This is a genomic window from Burkholderia sp. Bp8984, from assembly GCF_003853755.1.
Taxonomy (GTDB): Bacteria; Pseudomonadota; Gammaproteobacteria; order Burkholderiales; family Burkholderiaceae; genus Burkholderia.
This window is the reverse complement of sequence record NZ_QTQN01000004.1, coordinates 66,471-92,975: the sequence shown is the minus strand read 5'-3', so window position 1 is coordinate 92,975 and position 26,505 is coordinate 66,471. Positions and strand designations below refer to the sequence as shown.

Sequence of the window (26,505 nt, the reverse complement as noted above, 5' to 3'; positions counted from 1 at the left end):
CATCGGGCGATCGATGCGCGCCGCGCCCGGGCCGCGCGCGTGACGCGATCGCCCGGCCGGCGCGCTGCCTTTTACTTCACCGCGAACAGCGTCAGGTTCATGAAGATCTTGAACGCATAGCCGAGCGTGACGGCGCCGAGCACGCCGCCCGCCCACAGGACGACGAACCACATCCAGCCGCGCATCCGCGGCCGCGGCGCGTCGGGCCGGCGGGCGGCGGGATCAGTGGTGGTAGTAATGCTGGTCTTCATGGCGCACCTTGCCTCGGAATACCCAGTAACCCATCGTCGTGTAGGCGATGATGATCGGGAGGATAACCGCTGCGCCGACCAGCGTGAAGGTCTGGCTCGACCGCGGCGCCGCCGCTTCCCAGATCGTCATCGTCTGAGGAATCGCATACGGGAACATCGTGACGAGCAGGCCGACGTAGCCGAGCAGCACGAGTGCCAGCGCGAGCACGAACGGCGTCATGTCGTGCCGGTTGCGTACCGCGCGACGCATCCACACCGCGCACCCGGCGACCAGGAACGGCACCGGCAGCAGGCGCCAGAACAGCCCCGAATCGAACCAGCGCTGCGCGACCGCCGGATCCTGCAGCGGCGTCCACAGGCTGACGACCGCGATGAAGCCGAGCAGCACGACGGTCAGCGGCCACACGACGCGATGCAGGCGCCGCTGCAGGTCGCCTTCCGTCTTCGCGACGAGCCAGCAGCAGCCGAGCAGCGCGTACGTGACGATCAACCCGAGGCCCGTCAGCAGGCTGAACGGCGTGAGCCAGTCGAACGCGCCGCCGGCGTACACGCCGTCCTTCACGTCGATGCCCTGCAGGAACGCGCCGAGCGCGATCCCCTGGAACAGCGTCGCGCCGGCCGAGCCGCCGATGAACGCGAGATCCCACAGCTGCTTCGTGCGCCGCGCCTTCGCGCGGATCTCGAACGACACGCCGCGGAAGATCAGACACACCAGCATGAAGATCAGCGGCAGGTACAGCGCCGACAGCACCGTCGAATAGACGATCGGGAACACCGCGAACAGCCCGGCGCCGCCGAGCACGAGCCACGTCTCGTTGCCGTCCCACACGGGCGCGACGGTGTTCATCATCAGGTCGCGTTCCTTCTCGTCCGGGAAGAACGGGAAGACGATGCCGATGCCGAGGTCGAAGCCGTCGAGCACGACGTACATGAAGAGCCCCAATGCGATGATCGCGGCCCAGATTACGGTGACGTCCATAGGTTTTCTCGTTTGCGAAAGTGGGGGGCTCAGACGGTCTCGATCAGCTCGTCGACGGCCGACATCGGGCGGCGCGCGGTGTGATCGGGGCGCGTGTCGGGCTCGCCGTGCCGCGCGTCGTGCTTGACGTCGGGCAGCGCGGGGCCGGCCTTCATCAGCTTCAGCATGTAGTACACGCCGGTGCCGAACACGAGGAAGTAGACGATCACGAACGTCATCATCGACAGGCTGACCTGCTGCACCGACAGCGGCGACACGGCCTGCGCGGTGCGCATCACGCCATACACGACCCACGGCTGGCGGCCCGCTTCGGTCGTCACCCAGCCCGCGAGCAGCGACACGAAGCCGGTCGGGCCCATCACGAGCGCGAGGCGCTGGAACCACTTCGATTCATACAGGCTGCCGCGGCGGCGCAGCAGCCACGCGAGCGCGGCGAGGCCGATCATCGCGAAGCCGAGGCCGACCATGATCCGGAAGCTCCAGAACACGACCGTCGAGTTCGGACGATCCTCGGGGCGGAATTCCTTCAGTCCGCGGATCTCGCCGTCCCAGCTGTGCGTGAGGATCAGGCTGCCGAGGTGCGGCACCTGGACCGCGTAGCGGGTCGTTTCGGCCTTCATGTCCGGAATGCCGAACAGGTTGAGCGCCGTGCCGCCCTTTTCGGTTTCCCACAGCCCTTCGATCGCGGCGATCTTCGCGGGCTGGTGCTTCAGCGTGTTGATGCCGTGCTGGTCGCCGATCACGGCCTGCAGCGGCGCGAGCACCAGCAGCAGCCACAGCGCCATCGAGAACATCTTCTTCACGCCCTTGTCGCGGCGGCCCTTCAGCAGGTGCCACGCGCCCGTCGCCGCCACCACCAGCGCGGCGACGATGAACGCGGCGATCGCCATGTGGAACAGGCGGTACGGGAACGACGGGTTGAAGACGATCGCGAACCAGTCGGTCGGCACGATGCGGCCGTCGACGATCTCGAAACCCTGCGGCGTCTGCATCCAGCTGTTCGACGCGAGGATCCAGAACGTCGAGATCAGCGTGCCGATCGCGACCATCAGCGTCGCGCCGAAGTGCGCGCGCGGGCTGACGCGGTTCCAGCCGAACAGCATGATGCCGAGGAAGCCGGCTTCGAGGAAGAACGCCGTCATCACCTCGTACATCAGCAGCGGGCCGGTGACCGAGCCGGCGAAGCTCGAGAAGCCCGACCAGTTGGTGCCGAACTGATAGCTCATCACGACGCCGGAAACCACGCCCATCCCGAACGCGACCGCGAAGATCTTCGACCAGAACAGGCAGAGTGTCTTGTAGTACGGCTTGCCGGTCTTCAGCCAGCGATATTCGAGCACGGCGATGAAGCTGGCGAGGCCGATGCTCAGCGCCGGGAAGACGATGTGAAAGGAGACGGTGAACGCGAATTGCAGGCGGGCCAGATCGAGGGCCGAAAATGCGGTGTCCATACCAGTTGACCGAGGCTTGACGATACCCGCCGGCGGGGTGCCGGCGGACCCCGGCCGGAGGGGGCATCGGGGTTGGCTGGAGTATGTGCCGCGATGTTGCGCCGCGAAATGCGCCAACTCGTCGCAGATGTCCAGCCCGGCGCGCGCGGTTTCGAGATAAATCGTTGATTCGTATCAAGATCGCGGCGCGCGCCGCAGGCGGTCGTGGCGTGGCGGTCTGCCGCACGTGCGGCAATATGGCGCGTCGCATCACGGGAACGATGCGGCGTGCGCGAAGGTGCCGCGCGTTGGCACGCGCGGCCTATGCCGATGCCGATGCCTATGCCGGGTGTCCGGCCGCCGCCGCGTTGTTGACGATGCCGCGCCGGCGTGGACTGCGTCGCGTCGTGCCGGTTGTATCCGGATCGTGCACCGGCGGCGCCCGGTCACGTGGCTTTCGCCCGGCGCGAAGCATCGGCAAGCGCTGCGCGAATTGCGTACACTCTGAGTCTCGTTTCGGCAGGGCCGGGCGCATCGGTACCGGTCCGCGTTCACTCAGGGCACGAAGATGATCGATTTACGCAGCGATACCGTGACACGTCCGAGCCAGGCGATGCTGGCCGCGATGACTGCCGCCGAAGTCGGCGACGATGTATGGGGCGACGACCCGACCGTGCTGCGCCTGCAGGCGGTCGCGGCCGAGCGGGCCGGCAAGGAAGCCGGCCTGTTCTTCCCGAGCGGCACGCAGAGCAACCTCGCCGCGCTGATGGCCCATTGCGAACGCGGCGACGAATACATCGTCGGCCAGCTCGCGCACACCTACAAGTACGAAGGCGGCGGCGCGGCCGTGCTCGGCAGCATCCAGCCGCAGCCGATCGAGAACGCGCCCGACGGCACGCTGCCGCTCGCGAAGATCGCCGCGGCGATCAAGCCGCTCGACAATCACTTCGCCCGCACGCGCCTGCTCGCGCTCGAAAACACGATCGGCGGCCAGGTGTTGCCGGACGGCTATGTGCAGGAAGCCGTCGCGCTCGCGCGCAGCCGCGGGCTGGCCACGCACCTCGACGGCGCGCGCGCGTGCAATGCGGCCGTCGCGTCGGGCCGTCCGATCGCGGAACTGTGCGCGCCGTTCGATACCGTGTCGATCTGCTTCTCGAAAGGGCTCGGCGCGCCGGTCGGTTCGGTGCTGGTCGGCAATCGTGCGCTCGTCGAGCGCGCGCAGCGCTGGCGCAAGGTGCTGGGCGGCGGAATGCGGCAGTCGGGCATTCTCGCGGCGGCCTGCCTGTATGCGCTCGACCACAATGTCGAGCGGCTGGCCGACGATCACGCGAACGCCGCGCATCTCGCGGCAGGCCTCGCGCGCATCGAGCCGGTGAAGGTGCTGTCGCATGCGACGAACATGGTGTTCGCGCAATTCCCCGAAGCCGATTGCGCGCCGCTCGAGGCATGGCTCAAGGCGCGCGGGATCCTCACGCAGATGCTGTACGCGTCGCGCTTCGTCACGCACTGCGACGTGTCGCGCGCGGACATCGATACCTTCATCGATGCGGTCGGCGCGTATTTCGCGCAGCGGCGTACGTAAAGCCGAGTGCGCCGGCCGGCGGGGGCGCCGGCGCGTCGTGGCGCGAAGCAGGAGCAAGGAAGCGACGGGGGCGGCGATGCAGCCCGTCTGTCGATATCTGGCGTGCCGGCGGTTACGCTTGCCGGAGCATGTCGGCGGGCGGCGTGCCGTCGCGGAACAGTGTTTTCAGTTGCGTGCGCAGTTCGGCGCTGTCGGTGTGCTGGTGCACCGAGACCGCGTGTTGCACGGCGGCCTCCAGCAGTTCGTCGTCGGAGTCGGCGGAAATTGCGACCGAGCAATTCATCGCGCTGGGAAACTCGCGGCAATCGATATAGCGGCGGGGCATGATGTTCTCCTCACGGAAAAGGGAACGGCCGGATGTGCGTGATCGGCCGCGCGGCGCGTTCGCGGGGCCGATGGAAAAAGTATAGGCGGCGCGGCGGCGTTTCTCTTGGCCACGCATGCCGCGCGACGTGCCGCGCCGGCGGTGTCGATCACCCGTTCGTCACGGCAGCGGCGCGAGCAACCGGCGCGCCGCTTCGACCACCCGTGCGGACAGCGACGCCATCGTCGGCGATTGCACGGTCCATGCGTGCCAGTACAGCGTGATGTCGGTCGGATGCAGCGGCGCGAGATCGACGAGCCCCTGCGCGTCGAGCGGTGTGCCGCCGAGCAGCGGCTCCGGCACCATCGCGTAGCCGAGCCCGTGCCGCACCGCCGCGAAATGCGCGTGCGTGCCCGGCACGTAGTGGCACGGATACGCGCCTTCGGGCAACCCGAACTTCTCCTTCAGGAACGAGGACTGCAGCGTGTCGCGCCGCGAATACGCGACGACCGGCGCATGGCGCGCGCCCGTGCGGTTCAGGCCGCGCGGAAACCAGCGCAGCGCGAACGCGGCGGCCGCGAGCAGCCGGTAGCGCATCGTGCCGAGCGGCGTCGCGACGCAGCCGCGCATCGGCTTCGGCTCGGTCGTCACGCAGCCGACGGCCATCCCGCTTTCGAGCAGCGCGAACGTGTGGTCCTGGTCCTCGACGATCAGCTCGAACAGGATGCGCTCGCCCGCGAGCACCGACGTCAATGCGGGCAGGAACCAGGTGCCGAGGCTGTCGGAGTTCAGCGCGATCGTGACCGAGATCGGCGATTCGCGCTCGGTCGCGAGCGTGCTTTGCAGGTCGGCCTGCAGCAGCGCGACGCGGCGCAGGTGCTGCAGCACGCGCTGCCCGGCCGCCGTCGGCCGGCACGGCCGCGTGCGCAGCACGAGCGGCGCGCCGAGGCTCGCCTCCAGCGCGCGGACCCGCTGCGTGACGGCGGACGCGGTCACGTGCAGGCGCACGGCGGCCTGCTCGAAGCTGCCGGTATCGGCGACGGCCAGCAGCGCGGCGGCTTGCTTCGGATCGATCGTCAGAGACATGTCGACGCAATTCTTGTGAACGTAAGACGAGAACAGGCGGTAGTGTAAGGCAGCACGCGCGACGGACCGGATGCGGCGTGACGTCTCGCCGCGTGCAACGACGCCGGTGGCGCGCGTGTTTTGAACTACGCTGTATGAACGTGTGCGTCGCGAGCCGGCGCCACACGCGGTGCGGGTTGCACGACCCGCACCCTTCACCCGACCGACACGCCCAGCCGACGGAGCGACTTCGCGATGATCTTCCGGCAACTCTTCGACCCGCAATCGTCGACCTACACGTACCTGCTCGCCGACCGCCCATCGCGCGAAGCGTTGCTGATCGACCCGGTGTTCGAGCAGGTGCGCCGCGATGCGGCGCTGCTCGACGAGCTCGGGCTGCGGCTCGTCGCGACCGTCGATACGCACGTGCACGCCGATCACGTGACGGGTGCGTGGCTGCTGAAGCAGCGCACCGGCAGCGCGATCGCGATTTCGGCCGCGAGCGGCGCGCAGGGCGCCGACCGCTACCTGAACGACGGCGATCGCTGCGCATTCGGCCCGCGCTACCTGACCGTGCGCGCGACGCCGGGCCACACGAGCGGCTGCATCAGCCTCGTGCTCGACGATGAATCGATGGCGTTTACCGGCGACTGCCTGCTGATTCGCGGCACCGGCCGTACCGACTTCCAGCAGGGTGACCCGCGCGCGCTGTATCGCGCGGTGCACGGCCGGCTTTTCACGCTGCCGGCCGCATGCCTGCTGTATCCCGCGCACGACTATCGCGGGCTCACGGTCACGAGCGTCGGCGAGGAGCGGCGTTTCAATCCGCGCCTCGGCGGCGATCTCAGCGAGGACGATTTCGCGGGCTACATGCGCAACCTCGGGCTCGCGCATCCGCGCCAGATCGACGTCGCGGTGCCCGCGAACCTGCAGTGCGGACTCGCCGCGAATGCGCCCGACGTGCAGGCGGCGCCCGACTGGGCGCCGCTCGTCTATACGTTCGCCGGATTCTGGGAAATCGATCCGCAGTGGCTCGAGGATCACCTGCCGGCGGTGCAGGTCGTCGACGTGCGCGAGCCGGACGAATTCACCGGCCCGCTCGGCCACCTGCCGGGCGCGACGCCGATTCCGCTCGGCGAACTGGCCGCGCGCACCGGCGAACTCGCGCGCGACCGGCCGATCGTGACCGTGTGCCGCGCGGGCGGCCGCTCCGCGCAGGCGACCGTGATCCTGCTGAAGGCCGGCTTCGATGCCGTCGCGAACCTCGGCGGCGGGATGCTGCGCTGGCGCGGCGAAGGCCGCGTCGTGATGGATGGCCGGTCGTAGCGGCGCGATGCCGCGCAACGGAAAAAAAATGTTCGGCCCGGTGTCGATTCGGCCCGGCGCCGTTCGTCGTCAAGGTATCCGATCACGTGGCGCCGCATGACGCGGCGCCGAAACCCCGAGAGACCCGCGATGACGCCGACGCTTTACGCCCATCCCTTTTCGTCCTATTGCCAGAAGGTGCTGACCGCGCTGTACGAGAACGGCACGCCGTTCGACTATCGCGTGCTCGCGCACGACGATCCGAAGCCGATGCAGGAACTGGCCGCGCTGTGGCCGCTGAAGCGCTTCCCGGTGCTCGTCGACGCGGGCCGTACCGTGATCGAGGCGACGATCATCGTCGAGTATCTCGATCTCTACCACCCGGGCCCCGCGCGGCTGGTGCCCGACGACCGGCGCGCGGCGCTGGAAGTGCGGATGATGGATCGTTTCTTCGACAACTATGTCGCGACCCCGCAGCAGAAGGTCGTGTTCGATGCGTTGCGGCCGGAACACGAGCGCGATGCGCGGGGTGTCGCCGATGCGCGCGCGATGCTCGAAACGTCGTACGCATGGCTGGATCGCACGATGGCCGATCGCGAATGGGCGGCCGGCGACCGCTTCAGCCTCGCCGACTGCGGCGCGGCACCGTTCCTGTTCTACGCGGACTGGACGCACCGGATCGATCCGTCGTTCGCGAACGTGATCGCATATCGCCGGCGGCTGCTTGCGCGGCCGTCGTTCGCGCGTGCGGTCGACGAAGCGCGGCCGTATCGCTCGTTCTTCCCGCTCGGGGCGCCCGACCGCGACTGACGTGCGCGGCCGCCGTCGCCGCGGCGGCGACGATCCGGACGGCGGCGCGCGCCGGGCGCGATGCCGCCGCGCAGGGCCGGCAGCGTGTGCCCGGGCGTCGTGTCGACAGCAGCGGATGCATGGCGGCGCCGTCCCGTTACATCGCCGTATGCTTGACCGACTGCGCAAGCGTCAGCAGTTCGTCGAACTGCGTGATCAGCTCGAAGCACAGCAGGAACGCGAGCGTATAGGCCGGCGCGGGGAAGCGCCGGATCGCCTCCAGCACCTGCGGCGCGAAGCGCGATCGAATCGCATCGCGCGTCAGCAGCCACGCGAGCGCGATGCCGATCGCGGCACCGGCGATCAGGTCGGTGGGGTAGTGATAGCCGAGATACGCGCGCGGCACGCAGATGAACACGACCGCGTACAGCAGCGAGAACACGCCGGCGCGTCGCGCGATGATGAAGATGCCCGTCGCGATCGCCATCCACAGCATCGCGTGATCGCTCGGAAACGAACTCCAGGCCTGCAGCGTGGCCGCACGCAATTCCTCGGACGGGAAGTGCAGGTGCAGGTCGGGGTTGTAGATCGGCCGCACGCGGAACGGCAGGACTTTCGCGAGCAACCGGCCGAACGCGAGCGCGACGAGCCCGCTCGCGACCGTCGCGATGACCAGCTCGCGTTGCCGTTCGCGCTGCGGTCCCGGCTGGAACCACAGCCAGCACAGCACGGGGATCAGGACGAAGCCCTTGAACGTATAGAGGCCGGCGATCACGCGGATCGCATGATTCATCAGCGGTCCGAACGTAATGTGGGTGAGGAAGATCTGGATCGTGGTGTCGAAATTGTTCATGTTCTGCGACCCCGGCGGACACGCAGCACAGGACATGCGACCGGCAGGGATCAGGAAGCGCGCTCGCACCGGAGCGCAATGGGGGGCAAGTATGTCACCGGTAATTTCGAAGAAAATGGGAAAAAATACCGGGAATCCCCTGAGAAAACCTACTTTGCCGATGGGGCCGGATTCGGGAGGGCCGTGCGGTGCGGCCGTGAGAAATGATCCGATGATTGCGCGCGTGCGCCGGGCGCGGGCGAAAAAATAATCGGTTGAACTGCGCAATCCGGCGACGCGTTCCGAGTATTGCATCGGATGAACGAATGCCGGCTGTCTCTCGCACGAATCGGCCGTGCCGCGCGGGGCCGCACAGCACCGATCGAAAATAAAAGAAAAGGCGGGCAAGCCCTGCGGACCCGCCTGCCGTGCAATCGCACTGCCGAAAATCGACGGCGCCACGTGCGCACGGCCAGTGCCGGTGGCGACGTTGTCGGCGCCGGCGCGATCACCGCATGCCGGTCAAGTTGCGCGAGCAACGAACCGCCGAGCGCGGCGCCGCTCGTCATCCCGATGAACATGCCGAGAACAGCACCGCGTCGAGGCGGCTGCGCGTCGAACGACGCGACACGTGAGCCGCCAGCGCCGAGGCGCGCCGTCAGCCGCGCCGGATGCCTTCGGGCAGCGCGCTGATGCGGCGCACTTCGGGCGAGTCGAGCCACGCGCGGGACGTCGCGCAATCGACGAACATGTCGGTCGCATCGTCGCCCCAGAACAGGTCGCCATCGAGTTCGAAGGTCGGCACGCCGAACACGCTATGCGCGATCGCCTGATCGGTGTTCGCGCGCAGCGCGTCCTTCACCGCTTGCGCGTCGACGGCCGTCACGCCTTCCGGAAAGCCCACCGCCTCGCACAGCGCGGCGAAACCCTCTGGCGTCGATACGTCCTGGCCGTCGCGCCAGATGTGCCGGAAGATCCGCCGGATCGCATCGGGCGTGTTGCCCATCGCGATCGCGAGACGCAGCGGCCGGATCGGGTTGAACGGATGCGCGGGCGGCATCCGGAATGGAATGCCGAGCTTGTCCGCGCGGTACTGCGCGTGGCGATAGGTGAAGATGCGCTTTGCCGCGATCTCGGCCGGCGCTTTCTGGCCCCAGTGCGTGAGCACGGCGCCGAGCACGATCGGTTTCGGCTCGTAGGCGGCAGCCGGCGGCAACTCGTCGAACCGTTCCTGCTGCAGGTAGGCGAACGGCGAGACGAAATCGAAATACCAGGTGGCGGTGCGCGGGGCGTTCATCGTGGGGTTCCCTTGTGCGTGTCCGGACGGCAGTGGCATGTGCCGCGCCGGCGGGCGGCGCGCTGCATGCGGCAGCGGCCAGTGTCGCATGCGGCCGGCGTTTGCGCTGCCGCGTCGCCGGACGCGCGTGCCGGCTAGGGCTGCGCGGGTTCGTCCGCGGCCGCGGTGAAGCGCGCGAGACTGTCGCGCACGGCCTGCGCGTCGTAGCGCGCGCCGGCGCCACCGAGCGCGACGGTCGCCTTCTGCGCGAGCGGCAACAGCAGCGCGAGCGCCGCGGCCATCGCCGGCGCGGCGGCCAGCCGCGATTTCGGCCCGGACACCGTGAGCGCGCCGACGCAATCGCCGGCCGCGCCGAACACCGGCACGGACGCCGAAGCCGTCTCCGGGTCGCGCTCGCCGTACGACGCGGCCCACAACTGTTCGCGTATGTCGTTCCAGCGCGCATCGTGCGGGTCGGTGAACGCGAGCAGCACCTTCCCGGACGCTCCCTGGTGAACCGGAAACTCCTCGCCGACCCGGATCGACACGCGCACCGTGCGCGTGGGTTCGACACGATAGAGCACCGAGCGCATCTCGCCGTGGCGCACGTAGAACGACGCCGTTTCGCCGAGTTCGCGGCTCAGCGTCTCGAGCAGCGGCTCGACGACCGGGCCGACCCGGAACGAACGCTGGTACAGCGCGGCGAGCCGCAGCGGCTCGTGTCCGACCGCGTACTGGCCGTCGTCGAGCTTGCGCATGAAGCCGCCGTGCTCGAGCGCGGCGAGCAGGCGCAGGATCGTGCTCTTGTACAGCCCGGTGCGGCGCGACAGTTCCGCGAGCGACAGCCGGTCGTCGGTTTGCCCGAAGGCATGGAGGATCGCGAACGCGCGATCGAGGACGGCGACGCCGCTGGAGGCGTCGGCCGACGAGTCGGGGGCGGTGCCGGTGGGTTCTGCGGGGAGCGAGGTCGGAGGCACGGCTTGCAGGTCCTTGGGTGACGGTCGATCCACTATATCGTTCTGCCTGATAGAACACAAGTTCCAGAAAATCGCAATTTCACGGGTATACCCCGCTTACAGCCGATTCGACGTGCCTCTAAAGTTCCGTCAAACAGAACGATGTTCTTTTAGATAGAACTATGAGGTGTCGAATGAGCGTTTCCGGGTATCCAGAGGTGCTGGTCAGCGAGGTCGGGCCGCGAGACGGCCTGCAGAGCATCAAGGCCGTGATGCAGACGGCCGACAAGCGGCGCTGGATCACCGCACTCGCCGCGGCCGGCCTGCGCGAGATCGAGGTCGGGTCGTTCGTGCCCGCGCGGCTGTTGCCGCAGATGGCCGACGTGCGGGAAGTCGTCGCGCATGCGCTGGCGATTCCCGGGCTGCACGTCGCCGCGCTCGCGCCGAACCTGCGCGGCGCCGAAAGCGCGTTCGAGGCGGGCGTCCACAAGCTGACGTTGCCGGTCTCGGTGACCGAGGCGCACTCGCTGGCGAACATCCGCAAGACGCCGGCGCAGATGATCGACGAGGTGCGCGCGATCGTCGCGCTGCGCGACGCGCGGTTTCCGTCGGTGCAGATCGAGGCCGGCGTGTCGGTCGCGTTCGGCTGCACGATCGCCGGCGCTGTCTCCGACGACGAGACGATCGCGATGGCGGTCGCGATGGCCGAATGCGGGGTCGACGAGATCGGTCTGTCCGATACGAGCGGCTATGCGAATCCGGTGCAGGTGCGCCGGCTGTTCACGCGCCTGCAACGCGAAGTCGGCGACAAGGCGGGCGGCGCGCACTTCCACAACACCCGGGGGCAGGGGCTCGCCAACGTCGTCGCGGCGCTCGACGCTGGCGTGACGACGATCGACGCGAGCCAGGGCGGTCTTGGCGGCTGCCCGTATGCACCGGGCGCGACCGGCAACATCGTCACGGAGGATCTCGTGTTCCTGCTGGAGTCGATGGGGATCGACACGGGCATCGACGCCGATGCGCTGCTCGCCGCGCGCGCAATCCTGCACGCGGCGCTGCCTGCCGAGCCGCTGTACGGCCACGTGCCGGACGCGGGGCTGCCGAAGGGATTCCGTTACGCGGACGGCCGTGCGCCGTCGGCGGCCCAGCCGGAAGGTTGCCTGACGGGAGTCGCGCAATGAACGATCGCCAACCGGCTGCGGCGCTGCCGTACGAAGGCGTGCGCGTGATCGAGATGACGCACATGGTGATGGGCCCGACCTGCGGCATGCTGCTCGCCGATCTCGGCGCGGAAGTCATCAAGATCGAACCGATCGCGGGCGACAGCACGCGTGCGCTGCGCGGTTCCGGCGCGGGCTTCTTCGGGATGTTCAACCGCAACAAGAAGAGCCTCGCGGTCGACGTGAAGGATCCGCGCGGGCTCGAGATCGTGCGGCGGCTCGTCGCGACGGCGGACGTGTTCAGCGAGAACTTCAAGAGCGGCACGATGGATCGGCTCGGGCTCGGCCATGCCGCGTTGTCCGCGCTGAATCCGCGCCTGGTGTACGTGTCGCACAAGGGTTTCCTGCCGGGGCCGTACGAACATCGCACCGCGCTCGACGAAGTGGTGCAGATGATGGGCGGTCTCGCGTACATGACGGGCCCCGAAGGCCGGCCGTTGCGTGCGGGCTCGAGCGTGAACGACATCATGGGCGGGATGTTCGGCGCGATCGGCGCGATGGCCGCGCTCGCGCAGCGCGAACGCACCGGCCGCGGCCAGCAGGTGCAGAGTTCGCTGTTCGAGAACAACGTGTTCCTCGTCGCGCAGCACATGATGCAGTTCGCGGTGACGGGGCAGGCCGCGTCGCCGATGCCGAGCCGCATTTCCGCGTGGGCGGTCTATGACGTGTTTTCGGTGAAGGATGGCGAGCAGATCTTTCTCGCGGTCGTATCGGACACGCAATGGGCGCTGTTCTGCGATGCATTCGGCCTTGCCGCGCTGAAGGACGATGCGCGTCTTGCAACCAACAACTTGCGCGTGCAGGCCCGCGAGTGGCTGCTGCCCGAACTGCGTGCGCGGCTCGCCGCGCATTCGGCCGCGGAGATCGGCGCGATCTTCGAATCGATCGGCCTGCCGTATGCGCCGATCACGAAGCCGCAGGACCTGTTCGACGATCCGCATCTGCTCGCGACGGGCGGGCTCGAAGCCGTGACGCTGCCGGCCGACGCGAGCAGCGCCGGCCGGCCGGTCGACACGCGCACCGCGCTGCTGCCGCTCACGCTCGCGGGCGAGCGCCTGCGGCTGCGCGCAGCGCCGCCCGCGCTCGGTCAGGACACGTGCGCGTTGCTCGGCGAGCTCGGCTATACGCCGGACGAGGCCCGGGCGCTGATCGCTGCCGGCGTCGTCGCCGGGTCGCACGGACATGGTGCGGACGTCCAACCGCCGGGCGTGGCGGCCGATGTGCCTTCGGCGAACGAAGTGGCGAGCGCGTAGCGCCGCCGCGATCCATCGAACGAACAACAGGCGTCGTGCCCGTGCGATCGCGCGGGCGAGGAGCGCCGTATCCACGGAGACAACCATGACATCCGCTTCCCCGGCGCTGGCCGCCGATCGCGAAACCGACGCGTCGATCGAGCAACGGGCCGTGCGCAAGGCCGCGTGGCGTTTCATTCCGCTGCTCGCGCTCGCGTACTTCTTCAACTACCTCGACCGCACGAGCGTCGGGTTCGCGGCGCTGACCATGAACCGCGATCTCGGCTTGACCGCGACGCAGTTCGGCTGGGGCGCGGGGATCATGTTCGCGGGCTACTGCGTGTTCGAGGTGCCGAGCAATCTCGCGCTGTACCGCTTCGGCGCGCGGCGCTGGCTCGCGCGCATCATGATCACGTGGGGGCTGATGGCGGCGGCGACCGCGCTCGCGACCGGGCCGACGAGTTTCTATGCGATCCGGCTGCTGCTCGGCATCGGCGAAGCGGGCTTCTTTCCGGGCGTGATCTTTTTCCTCGCGGTGTGGTTTCCGGCGAGTTACCGCACGCGGGTGCTGGCGTGGTTCACCGTGTCGACACCGCTGTCGTCGCTGATCGGCGGCCCGTTGTCGACGTGGCTGCTGCAGCTCGACGGCGTGCTCGGCCTTGCGGGCTGGAAGTGGATGTTCATCGTCGAAGGGCTGCCCGCGTGCGCGCTCGGCTTTCTCGTGCTGAAGCTGCTGTCCGATTCGCCCGCGGATGCCGCGTGGCTGTCGAGCGACGAGCGTGCCGCGCTGCAGCGCGCGTTCGAGCGCGAAGGCGCGGCCGCCGGCCGCAAGAAGCACTTCGGCGTCGCGCTGCGCGACGTGCGCGTGTACGTGCTCGCGCTGATCTCGTTCGGCTTCACGATGGGTTCTTACGGGATCGGCATCTGGTTGCCGCAGATGCTCAAGGCACACGGCATGTCGACGATGCAGACGGGCTGGCTTTCCGCTGTGCCGTACTTCTTCGCGACCATCGCGCTGCTGTGGTGGGCGAAGCGGGTGGACCGGCGCGGCGGCCCGGTCGCGAACCTGGCGATCGGGCTGGCCATCGGCGCGGTGGCGCTCGGCGTGTCGACCCACTTCCTGACGCTCGGGCCCGCACTCGTCGGCATCACGCTCGCGCTGATCGGCACGATTGCCGGTCGCACGATCTTCTATACGCTGCCTTCACGCTTCCTGTCCGGCCAGGCGGCGGCCGGCGGGCTCGCGCTGATCAATTCGATCGGCGCGCTCGGCGGATTCGCGGGCCCTTATCTCGTCGGCTACCTGAAGGACGGCTTCGGCACCTTCACGGCCGGGATGCTCGGCCTCGCGATCGTGCTGGCGATCACGACGCTGCTCACGCTGTCGCTGTACGCATTCGACCGGAGCGAATGACATGGACGCGACCATTTCGATCAAACGACGCCGGTTGCTCGGTGCGGCCGCCGCATCGCTCGCGCTCCCTGCATGGGCCGATACGCGCGCGCCGGCTGAAAACGGACCCTCCCGCATGACGACCCAAGGCAACTATCTCGCGGTGCGAAGCGACTGGCTCGCATCTGCGCTCGAACCCGCACTCGATCCGGATCTGCCGATCGTCGATGCGCATCATCACTTCTACGAGCGGCCGGGCTGGATCTACATGCTCGACGACTATCTGCAGGACGCGCGATCCGGCCACAACGTCCAGGCATCCGTCTACATGCAGGCGCTGACGCGCTATCGCGACGCGGGCCCGGCCGAACTGAAGCCGGTCGGCGAGACGGCCTACGTCGCCGGCGTGACGGAGCCGCTGCAACGCAGCGGCCCGGCCGTCGCGAAAGGCATCGTCGGGCACGCGGACCTGCGGCTCGGCGAGCGCGTGCGCGACGTGCTCGAAGCGCATGTCGACGCGGGGCGCGGACGCTTTCGCGGCGTTCGACACCTGAGTACCTGGGATGCCGATCCGACGCTCGCCAATCCGCTGTCGGCGGTGCCGCGCGGGCTGTTGCTCGACCCCGCGTACCGGGCTGGCGTCGCGCAGCTCGCGCCGCTCGGACTGTCGTACGACGCGTGGCTGTTCTTTCCTCAATTGCCCGAGCTGTTCGATCTGGCGAAGGCGAACCCCGACACGCGGATCGTCGTCAATCACTGCGGCGGCGTCGTGCGGATCGCGAGCTACGTGGACCAGCGGCCGGAAGTCTTCCAGCGCTGGTCGGCATCGATGCGCGAACTCGCGCGGCTGCCGAACGTATTCGTGAAGGTCGGTGGCCTCGGCATGCGGATCAACGGGTTCGATTTCGAGAAGGGCGCGCGGCCGCCGTCGTCCGAACAGCTCGCCGCCGCGTGGAAGCCGTGGATGCTCACGTGCATCGAGGCGTTCGGCGCGAAGCGCTGCATGTTCGAGAGCAATTTTCCGGTCGACAAGGGCTCGTATTCGTACGTGAACGGCTGGAACGCGTTCAAGCGGCTGACCGCACACGCGAGCCCGGACGAGCGCGATGCGCTGTTCCGCGGGACCGTCTCGCACGCGTACCGGCTCGGTTGACGCATACCGAGCACGTCGCGTCGCGCTGCTAGCCCGTCTCGACCAGCGCCGCCAGCCGGGCGAGCGCCATGCGCCAGCCGGTCTCGTTGTCGGCTGCCGGCACGCCGGGCGGCACACCGTCGTGCACCGCGTCGACGCGTGTGCCGCCAGCTTCGTCGGACAGCGTGATCGTGATCGTCATCGCGCCGCGCAGCATCGGATCGTCGGTTTCGAACACGTCGATTTCGACGATCCGTTCGTCGGGCACGAGCGTCACGAAGCGGCCGTGATAGGTGTCGGTGTGCGCGGTGGTCTTGCCGGTGCCGTCCGACGGTTCGTCGTAGCTCAGCGACACGCGCAGCGCGCCGCCTTCGCGCGCGTCGTAGGCGAGCACGCGGCACGTCATCCCGTCCGGCACCTTCCATTGTTCGACGGCGTGCGGATCGAGCAGCGCGCGGTAGACGCGCCCGCGCGGTGCGTTCAGGTGCCGGCTGACCCGGGTCGAATGCGTGTGCATCTGCAGCATGTGGCCTCCCGCGGAGCGCGCGCGACGGTGCACGCCGGATGCCGGCGTGTCGTCACGCTTCATTCAGGAATCCTAGGCGCGCGCGCGGCGGCATGCAATGGCCCGCGCATGTGCGTATTCAGCGCAATGCGGACGCAAATTCGTCGAGCTGCGTGATGCAGGTGTTCCAGCCCTCGAAGAAGCCCAGGGCCTCGTGGCGCTCGCGCGTCGCGGCGTCGGGATGCATCACGCGTGCCTCGTAGCGGCAACCGGCGGCGTCATCCGCCATCGTGATGATCGCCGTGAAGCCCAGCCACGGCACCTGCGGCCGCCAGCCGCCCGCGAGCATCGACGTGAACGCGATGCGCGCTTCCGGCACGATGTCGAGGAAGCACCCGGGGTTGTCGCTCGTGCCGCCGTCGGGGCCGCGCATGAACGTGTGGAAGGCGCCGCCCGGGCGCAGGTCGAACGCACGGACTTCGGTGGTCCACGGTTTCGGGCACCACCATTCCTTCAGCAGTTCGGGATCGGTCCACGCGCGCCAGAGCGCCTGGCGCGGCGCATGCAGCGTGCGTGTGATGACGAGGTCATGAGCTTCGGCGGGGTCGACGTGGCGGGTTGACATGCGCGTGCTCCTCCTGGTGGCGGCGTTCGACGAATTCCACCAGGCGATCGGCGCGCGCTTCCCACAGTGCGCGCTGCGCGGCGAGCCACTGCTCGGCTTCGGCCAGCCTGCCGCCGACCAGCTCGCAGGTGCGCGTGCGGCCGGTTTTCCGGGTCGTGACGAGGCCGCTGCGCTCGAGCACCGCGACATGCTTCATCAGCGACGGCAGCGCCATGTCGAACGGCGCGGCCAGTTCCGAAACGGTCCGCACGCCGTTGCCGAGCGCGCTGACGATCGCGCAGCGCGTCGGATCGGCGAGCGCCTGGAATACGTCGGTGATGCCGGGTTGAAAGTTAGCCATGCGGCTAAGTATAGGCAATGCAACGGGAATTTTCGTCGCTTAGGATGATGGGGTGGTAACACGCGCCGACCGGGCCGGGCGTCGTGTTGCCGGGCATCCGCCGATGTTGCGCGGGGTGCGACCGCACGGCGGCATTCCATTCGATCCGGGCGCACGCCGGCCGAGCGCGTGCCCCGCCTGATATACCGGAGAGGGTATGACAGAACCTGTGACCGTCCGCCGCGTCGACGCGAGCGAAGCCCGCGCCTGCATCGACGCGCTGGCCGACGTGCTGATCGATTGCGTCGAAGGCGGCGCGTCCGTCAGCTTCATGTTGCCGATCGAACGCTCGACGGCCGTCGCGTTCTGGACGCGAGTTGCCGACGGCGTCGCGCGCGGCGAGCGCATCCTGCTGATCGCCGAGGACGCGGCCGGCCGGATCGTCGGCACCGTGCAACTCGTGACCGCGCAGCCGGAGAACCAGCCGCATCGAGCGGACCTCGCGAAGATGCTCGTGTCGCGTCATGCGCGCCGGCAGGGCGTCGCCGCGCGGCTGATGGCGGCCGCCGACGACGCCGCGCGCGCCGCCGGCAAGACCGTGCTCGTGCTCGACACCGTGACGGGTGGCGATGCCGAGCGCCTGTACGAGCGGGCCGGCTGGCAGCGCGTCGGCGTCGTGCCGAACTATGCGCTGATGCCCGACGGCGCGTTGTGCGCGACGACTTATTTTCACAAGCAGCTCGCGTAACGGGGCCGGATGCGGTCGCGATCCGGGTCGCGACCGGCGCGCATGCGCGGCGGCGCAGCGGCGCGGCAGTACCGCCGCCGGAAGCCGGGCGAACCGGAAAAGCCGGCCGGCGCCGCCGCGGCTCCGATATATTCGTGCTGGAACACCTCACCGCCACGCCAACGGAATTGCCGCCTCGATGAAACGCTCCCGTATCGCCTTCGCCCTCACGGGCCTGCTCGTCGCGGTGCCGATCGCCGCCTACGCGCTCGTCAAGCCGCTGCGCGTCGTCGCGCCCGCGCTGCTGCCCGGCGTGTCATGCCCGAGCGCGGACATCTGCACCGACGATGCCGCGAAGCTCGGCATCGCGCAGCAGCTCTATCGCGACGGCTACGCGCGCGCGGCCGCGGCCGTCGGCCCGTTTCGCGACGCGCCGCGCGTCGTGTTCTGCTCGACGCGCGCGTGCGCCGACCAGTTCGGTCTCGGCGAACGGGCGGCACTGACGCTCGGGGATTTCGGCGTGGTCGTCGCGCCGCGCGGCTGGCAGACCTACTTTCTTGCCCACGAGCTGATCCACCACCGGCAGGCCGAAGTGCTCGGCAACCTCGCGGTCGCCACCAAGCCGCGCTGGCTGATCGAGGGGATGGCGTATGCGTTGAGCGACGATCCGCGTCATCCGCTGACGGAGCCGTTCGAGTCGTGGCGCACGCAATTCGCGGCGTGGCATGCGGCGCTCGGCCAGCGGCCGTTGTGGGATGCCGCCAGGGCCGTGCAATAGCGATCGCGCGCGACCGGCGCCCGTCGTGCCGCTACGCCGGCACGGCCGGATCGTCGGGCTGCGCGCCGAGCGTGCGCCGACCCGCGTCGAGGATCTCGTCGGCCAGCGCCGGATCGGTGCCGGCGATCGCGCGCGACAGCACGAGCGCCCCGACCATCTGGCTGAAGACGGCGATCGCGTCGCGGCGCGTGTCCGCCGCGGCCGGGCCTTCGGCGGCCACCATCCGTTCCAGCCGGTCGAGATACGCGGCGACGCCGTGCGCGTAGCACGCGCGCGCCGCGTCGGTCAGCCGGGGCGCATCGCCCGCGAAACCCGACAGCGGGCAACCGGCTTCGACGTTGTCGCGATGCGCGGCCGACAGGTACGCCGTCGCCTGCTTCGCGACGCTGCCGGCGTTCGGTGAATCCGCGCGGTCCTGGATCGCTTTCTCCATCACCGCGGCGACCAGCGCATCCTTCGATTTGAAGTGGTTGTAGAAGCCGCCCTGCGTGAAGCCGGCTTCCTTCATCAGCTCCGTCAACCCCACCGCGTCGACACCGCGCACCCGGAACAGCCGCTCGGCGGCCGCGACGATCGCGTTGCGGTTTTCGGCGGCCTGTTGTCTCGAGACGCCCATCGATCCCTCCCTCATTCCGGCAATTGCGTCGATTGAAAAAACACAATGGTGATCGCCATTGACGTGTCGAAATCGCGCTGACACAATGCACCGCAAAGACAATGGTGATCGACATTGACATCGAGTGTAGCCGACTTCGCGAATGAAGCGAAGCGACCGACGCGGCACGGATGGATATCGGTCCCGGTGCGGCGTGGCGTGGGCGGCGGACTGCCCGGCTTCCGGCACGGCACCGGCGGAGCAACGGTTCGGTCCGCGATGGCGGCGTGGTTTATCACCGGATCCCGGGCGCGCGGCGAACCGACGCGAGCGGGATCCTTTCTCCGAAAGGAACGAGCATGAAGATCGAAGGTGCAGTGGTGTTCGTCACGGGCGCGAACCGCGGGCTCGGCCGCGAGTTCGCGAAGCAGGCGCTCGAACGCGGGGCGCGCAAGGTCTATGCGGGCGCGCGCGATCCGGCCAGCGTGACGCTGCCGGGCGTGGTGCCCGTGAGGCTCGACGTGACCGATCCGGCGACGGTTGCCGCGGCCGCCGATATCGCGCGCGACGTCACGCTGCTGATCAACAACGCGGGCATCGCACGACTCGGCAGCCTGACCGACGACGGCGCGCTCGACGCGTTGCGCGATCACTTCGAAACCAACGTGTTCGGGATGCTGGCGATGTCGCGCGCCTTCGCGGGAACGCTGGCCGGCCACGGCGGCGGCGCGATCCTGAACGTGCTGTCGGTCGCGAGCTGGGTGAACCGGCCGATCCTGTCGGGCTACGGCGTGTCGAAGTCGGCCGCGTGGGCGCTGACCAACGGGCTGCGGCATTCGCTGCGCGAACAGCATACGCAGGTCGTCGGGCTGCATGCGGGGTTCATCGATACCGACCTGACGGCCGGCCTCGACGTGCCGAAGGCCACGCCGGCCGACGTCGTGCGCCAGGCCTACGAGGCAATCGAAGCAGGGGAGGAGGAAGTGTCGACCGACGAGTTCACGCGGCAAGTGAAGGCCACGCTGTCGTCGGGCGTCTATCTGGAGGAGCCGGCGCCGCGTTGACGCGGCCGGCAGCGCGACCCCGCCGCCCGCTCGGTGAGCGCGGCGGCGGGCGTTTCGTCAGACCGTCGTGTCGATGATGCCCGGGATCTTCACGTCCGGGTTCACGTCCGCGTCGTAGTCGACGCCCGCGATCTCGAAGCCGAACAGGCGCAGGAATTCCGTCTTGTAGCCCGCGAAGTCGGTCATCTCGTACAGGTTCTCGTTCGTGACCTTGTCCCACATCGCGACGACCTTGTCCTGCACTTGCGGGTCGAGCTCCTTGTAGTCCGCGCGCAGGCGGCCTTCCTCGTCGATGTGCGGCGTCGCGCCGTACAGGCTGTCCTTCAGGAGCCCGTACACCTGCTCGATGCAGCCTTCGTGCGTGCCCTTTTCCTTCATCACCCTGAACAGCAGCGACAGGTAGAGCGGCATCATCGGGATCGCCGAGCTCGCCTGCGTGACGACAGCCTTCAGCACCGACACGCGCGCGTCGCCGCCATGCGCGGCCAGCTTGTCGCGGATCGACAGCACCTTCTTGTCGAGATCCTTCTTCGCTTCGCCGATCGAGCCGTTCCAGTAGATGTCGTGCGTGATCTGCTCGCCGAGATACGTGAATGCGGTCGTCTTCGCGCCGTCGGCCAGCACGCCGGCTTCATCGAGCGCGTCGATCCACATCTGCCAGTCCTCGCCGCCCATCACGGCGACGGTGCCGTCGATCTCTTCCTGCGTCGCCGGCTCGAGCGACACTTCGCGGATCACTTCCTTGTCGGTGTCGAGGCCGCGGAACGTGACCGACTTGCCGACCGGCTTCAGCGTCGAGCTGATCGTTTCGCCCGTCTTCGGGTGCGTGCGGCGCGGTGCCGCGAGGCTGTAGACGACCAGGTCGACCTTGCCGAGATCCTGCTTGATGGTGTCGATCGTGATCTGCTTGACCTTGTCGGAGAAGGCGTCGCCGTTGATGCTGCGCGCATAGAGCCCCTTTTCGGCGGCGAATTTCTCGAACGCGGCGCTGTTGTACCAGCCGGCGGTGCCCGGCTTCGTCTCGCTGCCGGCGCGCTCGAAGAACACGCCCAGCGTGTCCGCGCCCGAGCCGAATGCGGCCGAGATCCGGGCGGCGAGGCCGTAGCCCGTCGACGCGCCGATCACGAGCACCTTCTTCGGACCGTTGGCGATCGGGCCGTGCGAAGTCACGTAGTCGATCTGTTCCTTGACGTTGGCTTCGCAGCCGACCGGATGAGTCGTCACGCAGATGAAGCCACGCACGCGCGGTTTGATGATCATGGGAGAACCTCTAGTCAGAAAGGCGCGGACGGCCTGAAATCGGAAAAATCCCGCGCATTGTAATGGAAGCGGGCGCAACGGCGGGAAAGGCGAGCCGTGGCCGCGGTCGCAGTTGCCCGCGGGCGGGACGGTCGAGGCAGCCATTCGCGTCGCCGCCCGTTATTTCTCTCTTGACAGAAATAACTGAAAAAACTAAATTCCCCGACATGGAACTCACACCGATTGCCGAACGATTCATCCTCCACTGGGGCGAAATGGGCTCGCGCTGGGGCGTCAACCGCACCGTCTCGCAGATTCACGCGCTGCTGTACCTGGCCGGCCGGCCGGTTGCGGCCGACGAGATCGCCGAGACGCTCAACGTCGCGCGTTCCAACGTCAGCACGAGCCTGAAGGAACTGCAGGCATGGCGGCTCGCGAAGGTCGTGCACGTGCTGGGCGACCGGCGCGACCACTTCGAGACGTCGACCGACATCTGGGAACTGTTCAAGCTGATCGTCGAAGGGCGGCGGCAGCGCGAGATCGAACCGACGCTCACGGTGCTGCGCGATTGCCTGACGAGCCCGGAGATCGCCGACGAGAGCCGCGAAACCGAACAGCGCATCCGCGACACGCTGCAGTTCGTCGAGACGCTCACGACCTGGTCGGACGAGATGCTGCGGCTCAAGCCCGACACGCTGATGAAGGCGCTCGGCATCGGCGCGAAGATCAGCCAGACGGTCAGGCGCAAGTCGTCGAAGTAAGCGGTACCGGACGTGCGGGCACGCAGCCCGCTTTTTTTGAAATTGAAATTTCTGTCTTTACAGAAATAACTGTAGGTAAAGGACGAAAATGAACAGGGCATCGCGATCGATCCGCCGGCATGCCGCACCGCGGAGTGCGACATGAACATCCTCCTCTGCGGCGCGAACGGCTTCATCGGGCGGGCGCTGGGCGCGCGGCTCGAAGCCGGCGGCCATCGCGTGCTGCGCGGCGTGCGGCATGCGGTCGGTCCGCACGACGTCGCGATCGACTTCACGAAGGACGTCGATCCCGATGCGTGGCTCGCCCGGCTCGACGGCGTCGACGTGGTGATCAATGCGGTCGGGATCCTTGCGGACCGGCGTGACGCGACCTTCGACGCCGTGCATCGCGCGGCGCCCTGCGCGCTCTTCACCGCGTGCTGTCGTGCCCGCGTGCGACGCGTGATCCAGATCTCGGCGCTGGGCGTCGAGCGCGGCGACACGTCGTATTTCGCCAGCAAATACGCAGCCGACACCTTCCTGCGGACGCTGCCGCTCGATTACCGGATCGTGCGCCCGGCGCTCGTCTACGGCGCTTCCGGCACGTCGGCACGGTTCTTCCGGATGCTCGCGAGCCTGCCCGTGCAGGCATTGCCGACGGGCGGCCATCAGCGGCTGCGCCCCGTGCACATCGACGATCTCGCCGAACTCGTCGCGCGGCTCGTCGATGCGCCGGCGGCCGGCAACCCGGTCATCGACGCGGTCGGCGGCGACGAAGTCGAGTATCGCGAGATGCTGAGCGTCTATCGCGCCGCGCTGGGCTTCCCGCCGGCGGCGCGCATCGCGCTGCCGGGCCCGCTGGTCGGGGCGGCGGCCGCGCTGCTCGGCGCGCTGCCGGGCGCGATGCTGACCCGCGACACGTGGACGATGCTGCGCGGCGGCAACACCGGCGACCCCGCGGCGCTCGCGGCCGTGCTCGGCCGGCCGCCGCGCGGGCTGCGGCATTTCATCGGCGCGGACGCGCCCGCGCTGCGCCGCGACGCGCTCGCGATGTGGCGGCGGCCGCTGCTGCTGGGCGCGCTCGCGATCGTCTGGATCTGGACGGCCATCGTCAGCGCGTTCATCCATCCGCGGCACGACAGCCTCGCGATGCTCGCCCGCGCGCACCTGACTGGCTTGCCCGCGCTGATCGCGCTCTACGCGGCCTGCGCGCTTGACTTCGCGTTCGGCGTGGCGACCGTCGTCGCGCCGTCCCGCCGGCTGTGGGCCGCGCAAGGCGCGCTGATCGTCGCGTATTCGGCCGTCATCGCGGTCACGATGCCCGGCCTGCTCGCCGAGCCGTTCGGCCCCGTGCTCAAGAACGTGCCGATTCTGGCGATCCTGTTGATCCTCTTTTCAGAAGAAGAACACGCATGAACACCTATCTCGTGATCAAGACGCTGCATATCCTGTCCTCGGTGCTGATGGTCGGCACGGGTTTCGGCACCGCGTTCTACCTGTTCTTCGCGAACCGCACGCGCTCGGTGCCGGCGATCGCCGCCGTGTCGCGCCTCGTCGTGCGCGCGGACTGGTGGTTCACGACGCCGGCCGTGCTGTTCCAGCCCGCATCCGGGCTGTGGCTCGCGCATACGGCCGGCTGGCCGTGGACGACGCCGTGGCTGGTCGCGTCGATCGTGCTGTATGCGGTCGCGGGCGCGTGCTGGCTGCCGGTCGTATGGCTGCAGATCGAACTGGCCGCGATGGCGAAGCTCGCGCATGCGAACGGCGCTGCCGCGCTGCCGGAACGGTACTGGCGCTATGCGAAGCGCTGGGAGCTGCTCGGCTATCCGGCGTTCTTCGCGATGCTGAGCGTTTATTTCCTGATGGTGCTCAAGCCGATGTGAGCGAGGCAGTGGGGCCTGCAACGGCGATTTCGCCTGACGCGCTGTCGATTCTCGCGGGCTCGTGTATAACTTCGACGGGAGCGCGTCCGGGCCGTGTCGCGCCTCCCGAACGCTTCGCATTCGACCTCACAAGGAGCCTGCATGCTGCACATCCTCGGCAAGATCCCGTCCATCAACGTCCGCAAGGTGCTGTGGCTGTGCACCGAACTGAACCTGCCGTTCGAACAGGAAGACTGGGGCGCGGGCTTTCGCACGACCAACGACCCGGCCTACCTCGCGCTGAATCCGAACGGCCTCGTGCCGGTCATCAAGGACGACGACTTCGTGTTGTGGGAGTCGAACACGATCATCCGCTATCTCGCGAACCGCTATGGCGGCGACGCGCTCTATCCGGCCGAGCCGCAGGCGCGCGCGCGGGTCGATCAGTGGATCGACTGGCAGGGCACGGACCTGAACCGCTCGTGGGTCGGCGCGTTCCTCGGCCTCGTGCGCAAGTCGCCGGATCACCAGGACCCGGCGGCGATCGCGCAGTCGATCGCGGGCTGGACGAAGCACATGCAGATACTGAACGCGCAGCTCGAAGCGACCGGCGCGTTCGTGGCTGGCGACCGCTTCACGCTCGCGGACATTCCGATCGGCCTGTCGGTGAACCGCTGGTTCGGCACGCCGTTCGAGCATCCGGATTTCCCGGCAGTGAAGCGCTACATCGAGCGCCTGGCGACGCGCGAAGGTTTCCAGCAGTACGCGGGCAGCGCGAACCCGTAACGCATCGCATGTCGTGCGCGGCGCGGCGGCGTGATGTGCCGCCGCATCGCCGCCGCGCCGCGGCCGTCACGAGCCCGATGCCGGTACGGCCTCGAGCACGCGCGCGAGAAATGCCTCGTGATTCCATGCGGATTCCGGCCGCGACAGCCCGAGCCGCACGACCACCAGCTCGCGGCTCGGCACCACGCTCACGAACTGGCCTTCATGGCCGACCGCATGAAACGCGTCGACGGGCAGCGGGCTCGCGTGCGCATCGCGATCGTTGAACGGCTCCGGCACCTTCACCCACAGATGCGCGCCGAATTCCTGGCGCGTCGACAGCGGCGTCGCGCGCGTCAGGTAGCGCACCCAGCCTTGCGGCAGCAGCCGCTGCCCGTCCCACACCCCGTCCTGCCGCAGAAGCTCCCCGAAGCGCGCCCAGTCGCGCGCGCTTGCATACATGAACGACGCGCTGCCGAGCGTGCCGGCCGCATCGGGCTCGAACACCGCGCTGCGCATGCCGAGCGGCGCGAACAGCGCGCAGCGCGGAAACGCGAGGTAGTCGCCTTCGGTGCCGCCCATCGCCTCGCGCATCACGCGCGCGACGATCGCGCTCGTGCCGCTCGAGTAGTACCACTGCGTGCCGGGCTGCGCGGCGAGCGGCATGGCCGACGCGAAACGCGCGGTGTCCGGCTGCGTGAACAGCATCACGGCGACGTCGGACAGCGGGTCGTCGTAGTCCTCGTTGAATTGCAGGCCGCTCGTCATCCGCAGCAGCTCGTCGAGCGTGATCGCCGCGCGCGGATCGCCGCTGTCGCGCCATTCGGGCAGCAGCGCCGACGCGTCCGGCGACAGCTTGTGCTGCGCGACGAGCATGCCGGCCAGCGCGGCCGTCACGGTCTTCGTCATCGACCAGCCGGGCAGCGGCGTGTCGGCCGCGAAGCCGGGCGCATAGCGTTCGGCGATCACCTGGCCGCGCCACATCACGACGACCGCGCGGGTGCGCCGCGGCCGCGCCGGATCGGGTTCGTCGAACGCGCGGTCGAGCGCGGCCTGCAGCTTGCGTGCGTCGATGCCGGCGGGCGGTGCGGCCGGCGCCGCTTCGTGCGCGGGCGGCGGATCGGGGACGGGCGGCAGCGCGGCCGGCAGCCCGCCGGGCGACGGTCCGAGCGCGAGCGTGCAGCCGAGCCCGGGCCGGAAGTCCGCCTCGCGTTGCGCGAATCCGGCGAAGGTCGCGACGGCGCGATGATGCTCGGGATCGATCGACGGACGCACCAGCTTCAGCAGCGGATGCACGCCGGCCATGATGTCGACGTCGATCACCGACGCGGCCGGACGGCCCGACACGAACACGCCCGAACACAGCGCCTTCGCGGCATAGCCCGTCGCGATGGGCGCGAGCCGCGACAGCATGTAGCCGGTGTAGCCGGCCGCGGCGACGAGCGCGACGGCGGCACCGCGCAGGATCAGCGATTTGAAGGGGATCGTCATGCGCGAGCGTCCTCGGTGGCGTGCCGGCCGGCAACGATGGCAACGATCC

28 protein-coding genes and 1 pseudogene are annotated in these 26,505 nt (G+C 68.7%); 14 read left to right on the top strand and 15 right to left on the bottom strand.

Annotation, left to right across the window (positions count from 1 at the left end; translation table 11 throughout):
• Positions 1 to 71: 71 nt before the first annotated feature.
• Genes DID98_RS06070 through DID98_RS06060 form a run of 3 tightly spaced genes read right to left on the bottom strand, consistent with a single transcriptional unit; the run spans position 72 to position 2,681 of the window.
• Entirely contained in the window at positions 72 to 251 is a 180-nt protein-coding gene (locus DID98_RS06070; RefSeq protein ID WP_044848496.1) for a hypothetical protein, read from the bottom strand.
• Entirely contained in the window at positions 223 to 1,230 is a 1,008-nt protein-coding gene (gene cydB, locus DID98_RS06065; protein ID WP_124486089.1) for a cytochrome d ubiquinol oxidase subunit II, read from the bottom strand. The genes DID98_RS06070 and cydB overlap by 29 nt, the downstream gene beginning before the upstream one ends.
• A gap of 29 nt (positions 1,231 to 1,259) precedes the next feature.
• Complete coding sequence (locus DID98_RS06060) at positions 1,260 to 2,681, bottom strand: cytochrome ubiquinol oxidase subunit I (protein ID WP_124486090.1); 1,422 nt, start codon at positions 2,679 to 2,681, stop codon at positions 1,260 to 1,262.
• 547 nt (positions 2,682 to 3,228) lie between these two features.
• On the opposite strand from DID98_RS06060, the gene ltaE reads away from it, so the two are divergent.
• On the top strand, positions 3,229 to 4,242 hold the full coding sequence (ltaE, locus tag DID98_RS06055; RefSeq protein WP_124486091.1) for a low-specificity L-threonine aldolase: 1,014 nt from the start codon (positions 3,229 to 3,231) through the stop codon (positions 4,240 to 4,242).
• Positions 4,243 to 4,354: 112 nt separating this feature from the next.
• Here the strand turns inward: ltaE and DID98_RS06050 are convergent, their stop codons facing one another.
• Both DID98_RS06050 and DID98_RS06045 read right to left on the bottom strand, forming a co-directional pair.
• Positions 4,355 to 4,567, bottom strand: a complete 213-nt coding sequence (locus tag DID98_RS06050) for a DUF1059 domain-containing protein (protein WP_044848500.1) — start codon at positions 4,565 to 4,567, stop codon at positions 4,355 to 4,357.
• A gap of 159 nt (positions 4,568 to 4,726) precedes the next feature.
• The gene (locus DID98_RS06045; protein WP_124486092.1) at positions 4,727 to 5,632 is read right to left on the bottom strand and encodes an HTH-type transcriptional regulator ArgP; all 906 of its coding nucleotides are present in this window, start codon (positions 5,630 to 5,632) and stop codon (positions 4,727 to 4,729) included.
• 234 nt (positions 5,633 to 5,866) lie between these two features.
• Here DID98_RS06045 and DID98_RS06040 point away from each other — a divergent pair, with 234 nt between their 5' ends.
• A complete protein-coding gene (locus DID98_RS06040) occupies positions 5,867 to 6,937 on the top strand; it encodes an MBL fold metallo-hydrolase (RefSeq protein ID WP_124486093.1) in 1,071 nt (356 codons plus the stop codon).
• Positions 6,938 to 7,066: 129 nt separating this feature from the next.
• Positions 7,067 to 7,726 (top strand): glutathione S-transferase family protein, encoded by a 660-nt coding sequence (locus DID98_RS06035; RefSeq protein WP_124486094.1) that lies wholly within the window; start codon positions 7,067 to 7,069, stop codon positions 7,724 to 7,726.
• Positions 7,727 to 7,862: 136 nt separating this feature from the next.
• On the opposite strand, the gene DID98_RS06030 is transcribed toward DID98_RS06035, so the two are convergent.
• The 4 genes and pseudogenes from DID98_RS06030 to DID98_RS06015 form a co-directional block, all read right to left on the bottom strand.
• Complete coding sequence (locus tag DID98_RS06030) at positions 7,863 to 8,558, bottom strand: phosphatase PAP2 family protein (RefSeq protein ID WP_044848504.1); 696 nt, start codon at positions 8,556 to 8,558, stop codon at positions 7,863 to 7,865.
• 431 nt (positions 8,559 to 8,989) lie between these two features.
• Positions 8,990 to 9,156, bottom strand: a pseudogene (locus DID98_RS36610) (MFS transporter); the annotation flags it as partial.
• 39 nt (positions 9,157 to 9,195) lie between these two features.
• Positions 9,196 to 9,834, bottom strand: coding sequence for a 2-hydroxychromene-2-carboxylate isomerase (locus DID98_RS06020; RefSeq protein ID WP_044848505.1), 639 nt, complete (start codon positions 9,832 to 9,834; stop codon positions 9,196 to 9,198).
• Between the two features lie 134 nt (positions 9,835 to 9,968).
• A complete protein-coding gene (locus DID98_RS06015; RefSeq protein ID WP_124486095.1) occupies positions 9,969 to 10,790 on the bottom strand; it encodes an IclR family transcriptional regulator in 822 nt (273 codons plus the stop codon).
• A 173-nt stretch (positions 10,791 to 10,963) separates the two neighbouring features.
• Between DID98_RS06015 and DID98_RS06010 the strand changes: the two genes are divergently transcribed.
• From DID98_RS06010 to DID98_RS05995, 4 genes are all read left to right on the top strand, one after another.
• On the top strand, positions 10,964 to 11,950 hold the full coding sequence (locus DID98_RS06010) for a hydroxymethylglutaryl-CoA lyase (protein ID WP_124486096.1): 987 nt from the start codon (positions 10,964 to 10,966) through the stop codon (positions 11,948 to 11,950).
• Positions 11,947 to 13,242, top strand: a complete 1,296-nt coding sequence (locus tag DID98_RS06005) for a CaiB/BaiF CoA-transferase family protein (RefSeq protein ID WP_124486097.1) — start codon at positions 11,947 to 11,949, stop codon at positions 13,240 to 13,242. Before DID98_RS06010 ends, DID98_RS06005 begins: the two co-directional genes overlap by 4 nt.
• 85 nt (positions 13,243 to 13,327) lie before the next feature.
• Entirely contained in the window at positions 13,328 to 14,635 is a 1,308-nt protein-coding gene (locus DID98_RS06000; RefSeq protein ID WP_124486098.1) for an MFS transporter, read from the top strand.
• A gap of 1 nt (position 14,636) precedes the next feature.
• Positions 14,637 to 15,767 (top strand): amidohydrolase, encoded by a 1,131-nt coding sequence (locus DID98_RS05995; RefSeq protein ID WP_124492197.1) that lies wholly within the window; start codon positions 14,637 to 14,639, stop codon positions 15,765 to 15,767.
• A gap of 28 nt (positions 15,768 to 15,795) precedes the next feature.
• Here the strand turns inward: DID98_RS05995 and DID98_RS05990 are convergent, their stop codons facing one another.
• The 3 genes from DID98_RS05990 to DID98_RS05980 form a co-directional block, all read right to left on the bottom strand.
• Positions 15,796 to 16,272: an SRPBCC family protein gene (locus DID98_RS05990; protein ID WP_044848511.1), complete on the bottom strand. Its 477-nt coding sequence runs from the start codon at positions 16,270 to 16,272 to the stop codon at positions 15,796 to 15,798.
• Between the two features lie 118 nt (positions 16,273 to 16,390).
• Positions 16,391 to 16,876 (bottom strand): SRPBCC family protein, encoded by a 486-nt coding sequence (locus DID98_RS05985; RefSeq protein ID WP_124486100.1) that lies wholly within the window; start codon positions 16,874 to 16,876, stop codon positions 16,391 to 16,393.
• Positions 16,839 to 17,216 (bottom strand): helix-turn-helix transcriptional regulator, encoded by a 378-nt coding sequence (locus DID98_RS05980; protein ID WP_124486101.1) that lies wholly within the window; start codon positions 17,214 to 17,216, stop codon positions 16,839 to 16,841. The genes DID98_RS05985 and DID98_RS05980 overlap by 38 nt, the downstream gene beginning before the upstream one ends.
• Positions 17,217 to 17,412: 196 nt before the next feature.
• On the opposite strand from DID98_RS05980, the gene DID98_RS05975 reads away from it, so the two are divergent.
• Together DID98_RS05975 and DID98_RS05970 are read left to right on the top strand one after the other, a co-directional pair.
• Positions 17,413 to 17,943: a GNAT family N-acetyltransferase gene (locus DID98_RS05975; protein WP_044848514.1), complete on the top strand. Its 531-nt coding sequence runs from the start codon at positions 17,413 to 17,415 to the stop codon at positions 17,941 to 17,943.
• Positions 17,944 to 18,121: 178 nt separating this feature from the next.
• Positions 18,122 to 18,700 (top strand): hypothetical protein, encoded by a 579-nt coding sequence (locus DID98_RS05970; protein ID WP_124486102.1) that lies wholly within the window; start codon positions 18,122 to 18,124, stop codon positions 18,698 to 18,700.
• A 31-nt stretch (positions 18,701 to 18,731) separates the two neighbouring features.
• Here the strand turns inward: DID98_RS05970 and DID98_RS05965 are convergent, their stop codons facing one another.
• Positions 18,732 to 19,316, bottom strand: coding sequence for a TetR/AcrR family transcriptional regulator (locus DID98_RS05965; protein WP_124486103.1), 585 nt, complete (start codon positions 19,314 to 19,316; stop codon positions 18,732 to 18,734).
• 338 nt (positions 19,317 to 19,654) lie between these two features.
• Between DID98_RS05965 and DID98_RS05960 the strand changes: the two genes are divergently transcribed.
• The gene (locus DID98_RS05960) at positions 19,655 to 20,359 is read left to right on the top strand and encodes an SDR family oxidoreductase (RefSeq protein ID WP_044848517.1); all 705 of its coding nucleotides are present in this window, start codon (positions 19,655 to 19,657) and stop codon (positions 20,357 to 20,359) included.
• Between the two features lie 57 nt (positions 20,360 to 20,416).
• Here DID98_RS05960 and fabV read toward each other — a convergent pair whose 3' ends face one another.
• Entirely contained in the window at positions 20,417 to 21,619 is a 1,203-nt protein-coding gene (fabV, locus tag DID98_RS05955) for an enoyl-ACP reductase FabV (protein WP_124486104.1), read from the bottom strand.
• Between the two features lie 206 nt (positions 21,620 to 21,825).
• On the opposite strand from fabV, the gene DID98_RS05950 reads away from it, so the two are divergent.
• The 4 genes from DID98_RS05950 to DID98_RS05935 all read left to right on the top strand — a co-directional run bounded on the left by DID98_RS05950 (position 21,826) and on the right by DID98_RS05935 (position 24,986).
• Entirely contained in the window at positions 21,826 to 22,359 is a 534-nt protein-coding gene (locus tag DID98_RS05950; RefSeq protein ID WP_006760784.1) for a GbsR/MarR family transcriptional regulator, read from the top strand.
• 141 nt (positions 22,360 to 22,500) lie between these two features.
• Entirely contained in the window at positions 22,501 to 23,754 is a 1,254-nt protein-coding gene (locus tag DID98_RS05945) for an SDR family oxidoreductase (protein ID WP_124486105.1), read from the top strand.
• Positions 23,751 to 24,221 (top strand): DUF2269 domain-containing protein, encoded by a 471-nt coding sequence (locus DID98_RS05940; protein WP_124486106.1) that lies wholly within the window; start codon positions 23,751 to 23,753, stop codon positions 24,219 to 24,221. Before DID98_RS05945 ends, DID98_RS05940 begins: the two co-directional genes overlap by 4 nt.
• Positions 24,222 to 24,362: 141 nt before the next feature.
• Positions 24,363 to 24,986, top strand: coding sequence for a glutathione S-transferase family protein (locus tag DID98_RS05935; RefSeq protein WP_044848521.1), 624 nt, complete (start codon positions 24,363 to 24,365; stop codon positions 24,984 to 24,986).
• Between the two features lie 66 nt (positions 24,987 to 25,052).
• Here DID98_RS05935 and DID98_RS05930 read toward each other — a convergent pair whose 3' ends face one another.
• A complete protein-coding gene (locus DID98_RS05930) occupies positions 25,053 to 26,456 on the bottom strand; it encodes a serine hydrolase (RefSeq protein WP_124486107.1) in 1,404 nt (467 codons plus the stop codon).
• Positions 26,457 to 26,505: the final 49 nt, after the last annotated feature.

Bases quoted from the DNA above. Each gene is read 5' to 3' on its own strand.
- DID98_RS06070 (WP_044848496.1), bottom strand. From the start codon at position 251: ATGAAGACCAGCATTACTACCACCACTGATCCCGCCGCCCGCCGGCCC.
- cydB (WP_124486089.1), bottom strand. From the start codon at position 1,230: ATGGACGTCACCGTAATCTGGGCCGCGATCATCGCATTGGGGCTCTTC.
- DID98_RS06060 (WP_124486090.1), bottom strand. From the start codon at position 2,681: ATGGACACCGCATTTTCGGCCCTCGATCTGGCCCGCCTGCAATTCGCG.
- ltaE (WP_124486091.1), top strand. From the start codon at position 3,229: ATGATCGATTTACGCAGCGATACCGTGACACGTCCGAGCCAGGCGATG.
- DID98_RS06050 (WP_044848500.1), bottom strand. From the start codon at position 4,567: ATGCCCCGCCGCTATATCGATTGCCGCGAGTTTCCCAGCGCGATGAAT.
- DID98_RS06045 (WP_124486092.1), bottom strand. From the start codon at position 5,632: ATGTCTCTGACGATCGATCCGAAGCAAGCCGCCGCGCTGCTGGCCGTC.
- DID98_RS06040 (WP_124486093.1), top strand. From the start codon at position 5,867: ATGATCTTCCGGCAACTCTTCGACCCGCAATCGTCGACCTACACGTAC.
- DID98_RS06035 (WP_124486094.1), top strand. From the start codon at position 7,067: ATGACGCCGACGCTTTACGCCCATCCCTTTTCGTCCTATTGCCAGAAG.
- DID98_RS06030 (WP_044848504.1), bottom strand. From the start codon at position 8,558: ATGAACAATTTCGACACCACGATCCAGATCTTCCTCACCCACATTACG.
- DID98_RS06020 (WP_044848505.1), bottom strand. From the start codon at position 9,834: ATGAACGCCCCGCGCACCGCCACCTGGTATTTCGATTTCGTCTCGCCG.
- DID98_RS06010 (WP_124486096.1), top strand. From the start codon at position 10,964: ATGAGCGTTTCCGGGTATCCAGAGGTGCTGGTCAGCGAGGTCGGGCCG.
- DID98_RS06005 (WP_124486097.1), top strand. From the start codon at position 11,947: ATGAACGATCGCCAACCGGCTGCGGCGCTGCCGTACGAAGGCGTGCGC.
- DID98_RS06000 (WP_124486098.1), top strand. From the start codon at position 13,328: ATGACATCCGCTTCCCCGGCGCTGGCCGCCGATCGCGAAACCGACGCG.
- DID98_RS05995 (WP_124492197.1), top strand. From the start codon at position 14,637: ATGGACGCGACCATTTCGATCAAACGACGCCGGTTGCTCGGTGCGGCC.
- DID98_RS05990 (WP_044848511.1), bottom strand. From the start codon at position 16,272: ATGCTGCAGATGCACACGCATTCGACCCGGGTCAGCCGGCACCTGAAC.
- DID98_RS05985 (WP_124486100.1), bottom strand. From the start codon at position 16,876: ATGTCAACCCGCCACGTCGACCCCGCCGAAGCTCATGACCTCGTCATC.
- DID98_RS05980 (WP_124486101.1), bottom strand. From the start codon at position 17,216: ATGGCTAACTTTCAACCCGGCATCACCGACGTATTCCAGGCGCTCGCC.
- DID98_RS05975 (WP_044848514.1), top strand. From the start codon at position 17,413: ATGACAGAACCTGTGACCGTCCGCCGCGTCGACGCGAGCGAAGCCCGC.
- DID98_RS05970 (WP_124486102.1), top strand. From the start codon at position 18,122: ATGAAACGCTCCCGTATCGCCTTCGCCCTCACGGGCCTGCTCGTCGCG.
- DID98_RS05965 (WP_124486103.1), bottom strand. From the start codon at position 19,316: ATGGGCGTCTCGAGACAACAGGCCGCCGAAAACCGCAACGCGATCGTC.
- DID98_RS05960 (WP_044848517.1), top strand. From the start codon at position 19,655: ATGAAGATCGAAGGTGCAGTGGTGTTCGTCACGGGCGCGAACCGCGGG.
- fabV (WP_124486104.1), bottom strand. From the start codon at position 21,619: ATGATCATCAAACCGCGCGTGCGTGGCTTCATCTGCGTGACGACTCAT.
- DID98_RS05950 (WP_006760784.1), top strand. From the start codon at position 21,826: ATGGAACTCACACCGATTGCCGAACGATTCATCCTCCACTGGGGCGAA.
- DID98_RS05945 (WP_124486105.1), top strand. From the start codon at position 22,501: ATGAACATCCTCCTCTGCGGCGCGAACGGCTTCATCGGGCGGGCGCTG.
- DID98_RS05940 (WP_124486106.1), top strand. From the start codon at position 23,751: ATGAACACCTATCTCGTGATCAAGACGCTGCATATCCTGTCCTCGGTG.
- DID98_RS05935 (WP_044848521.1), top strand. From the start codon at position 24,363: ATGCTGCACATCCTCGGCAAGATCCCGTCCATCAACGTCCGCAAGGTG.
- DID98_RS05930 (WP_124486107.1), bottom strand. From the start codon at position 26,456: ATGACGATCCCCTTCAAATCGCTGATCCTGCGCGGTGCCGCCGTCGCG.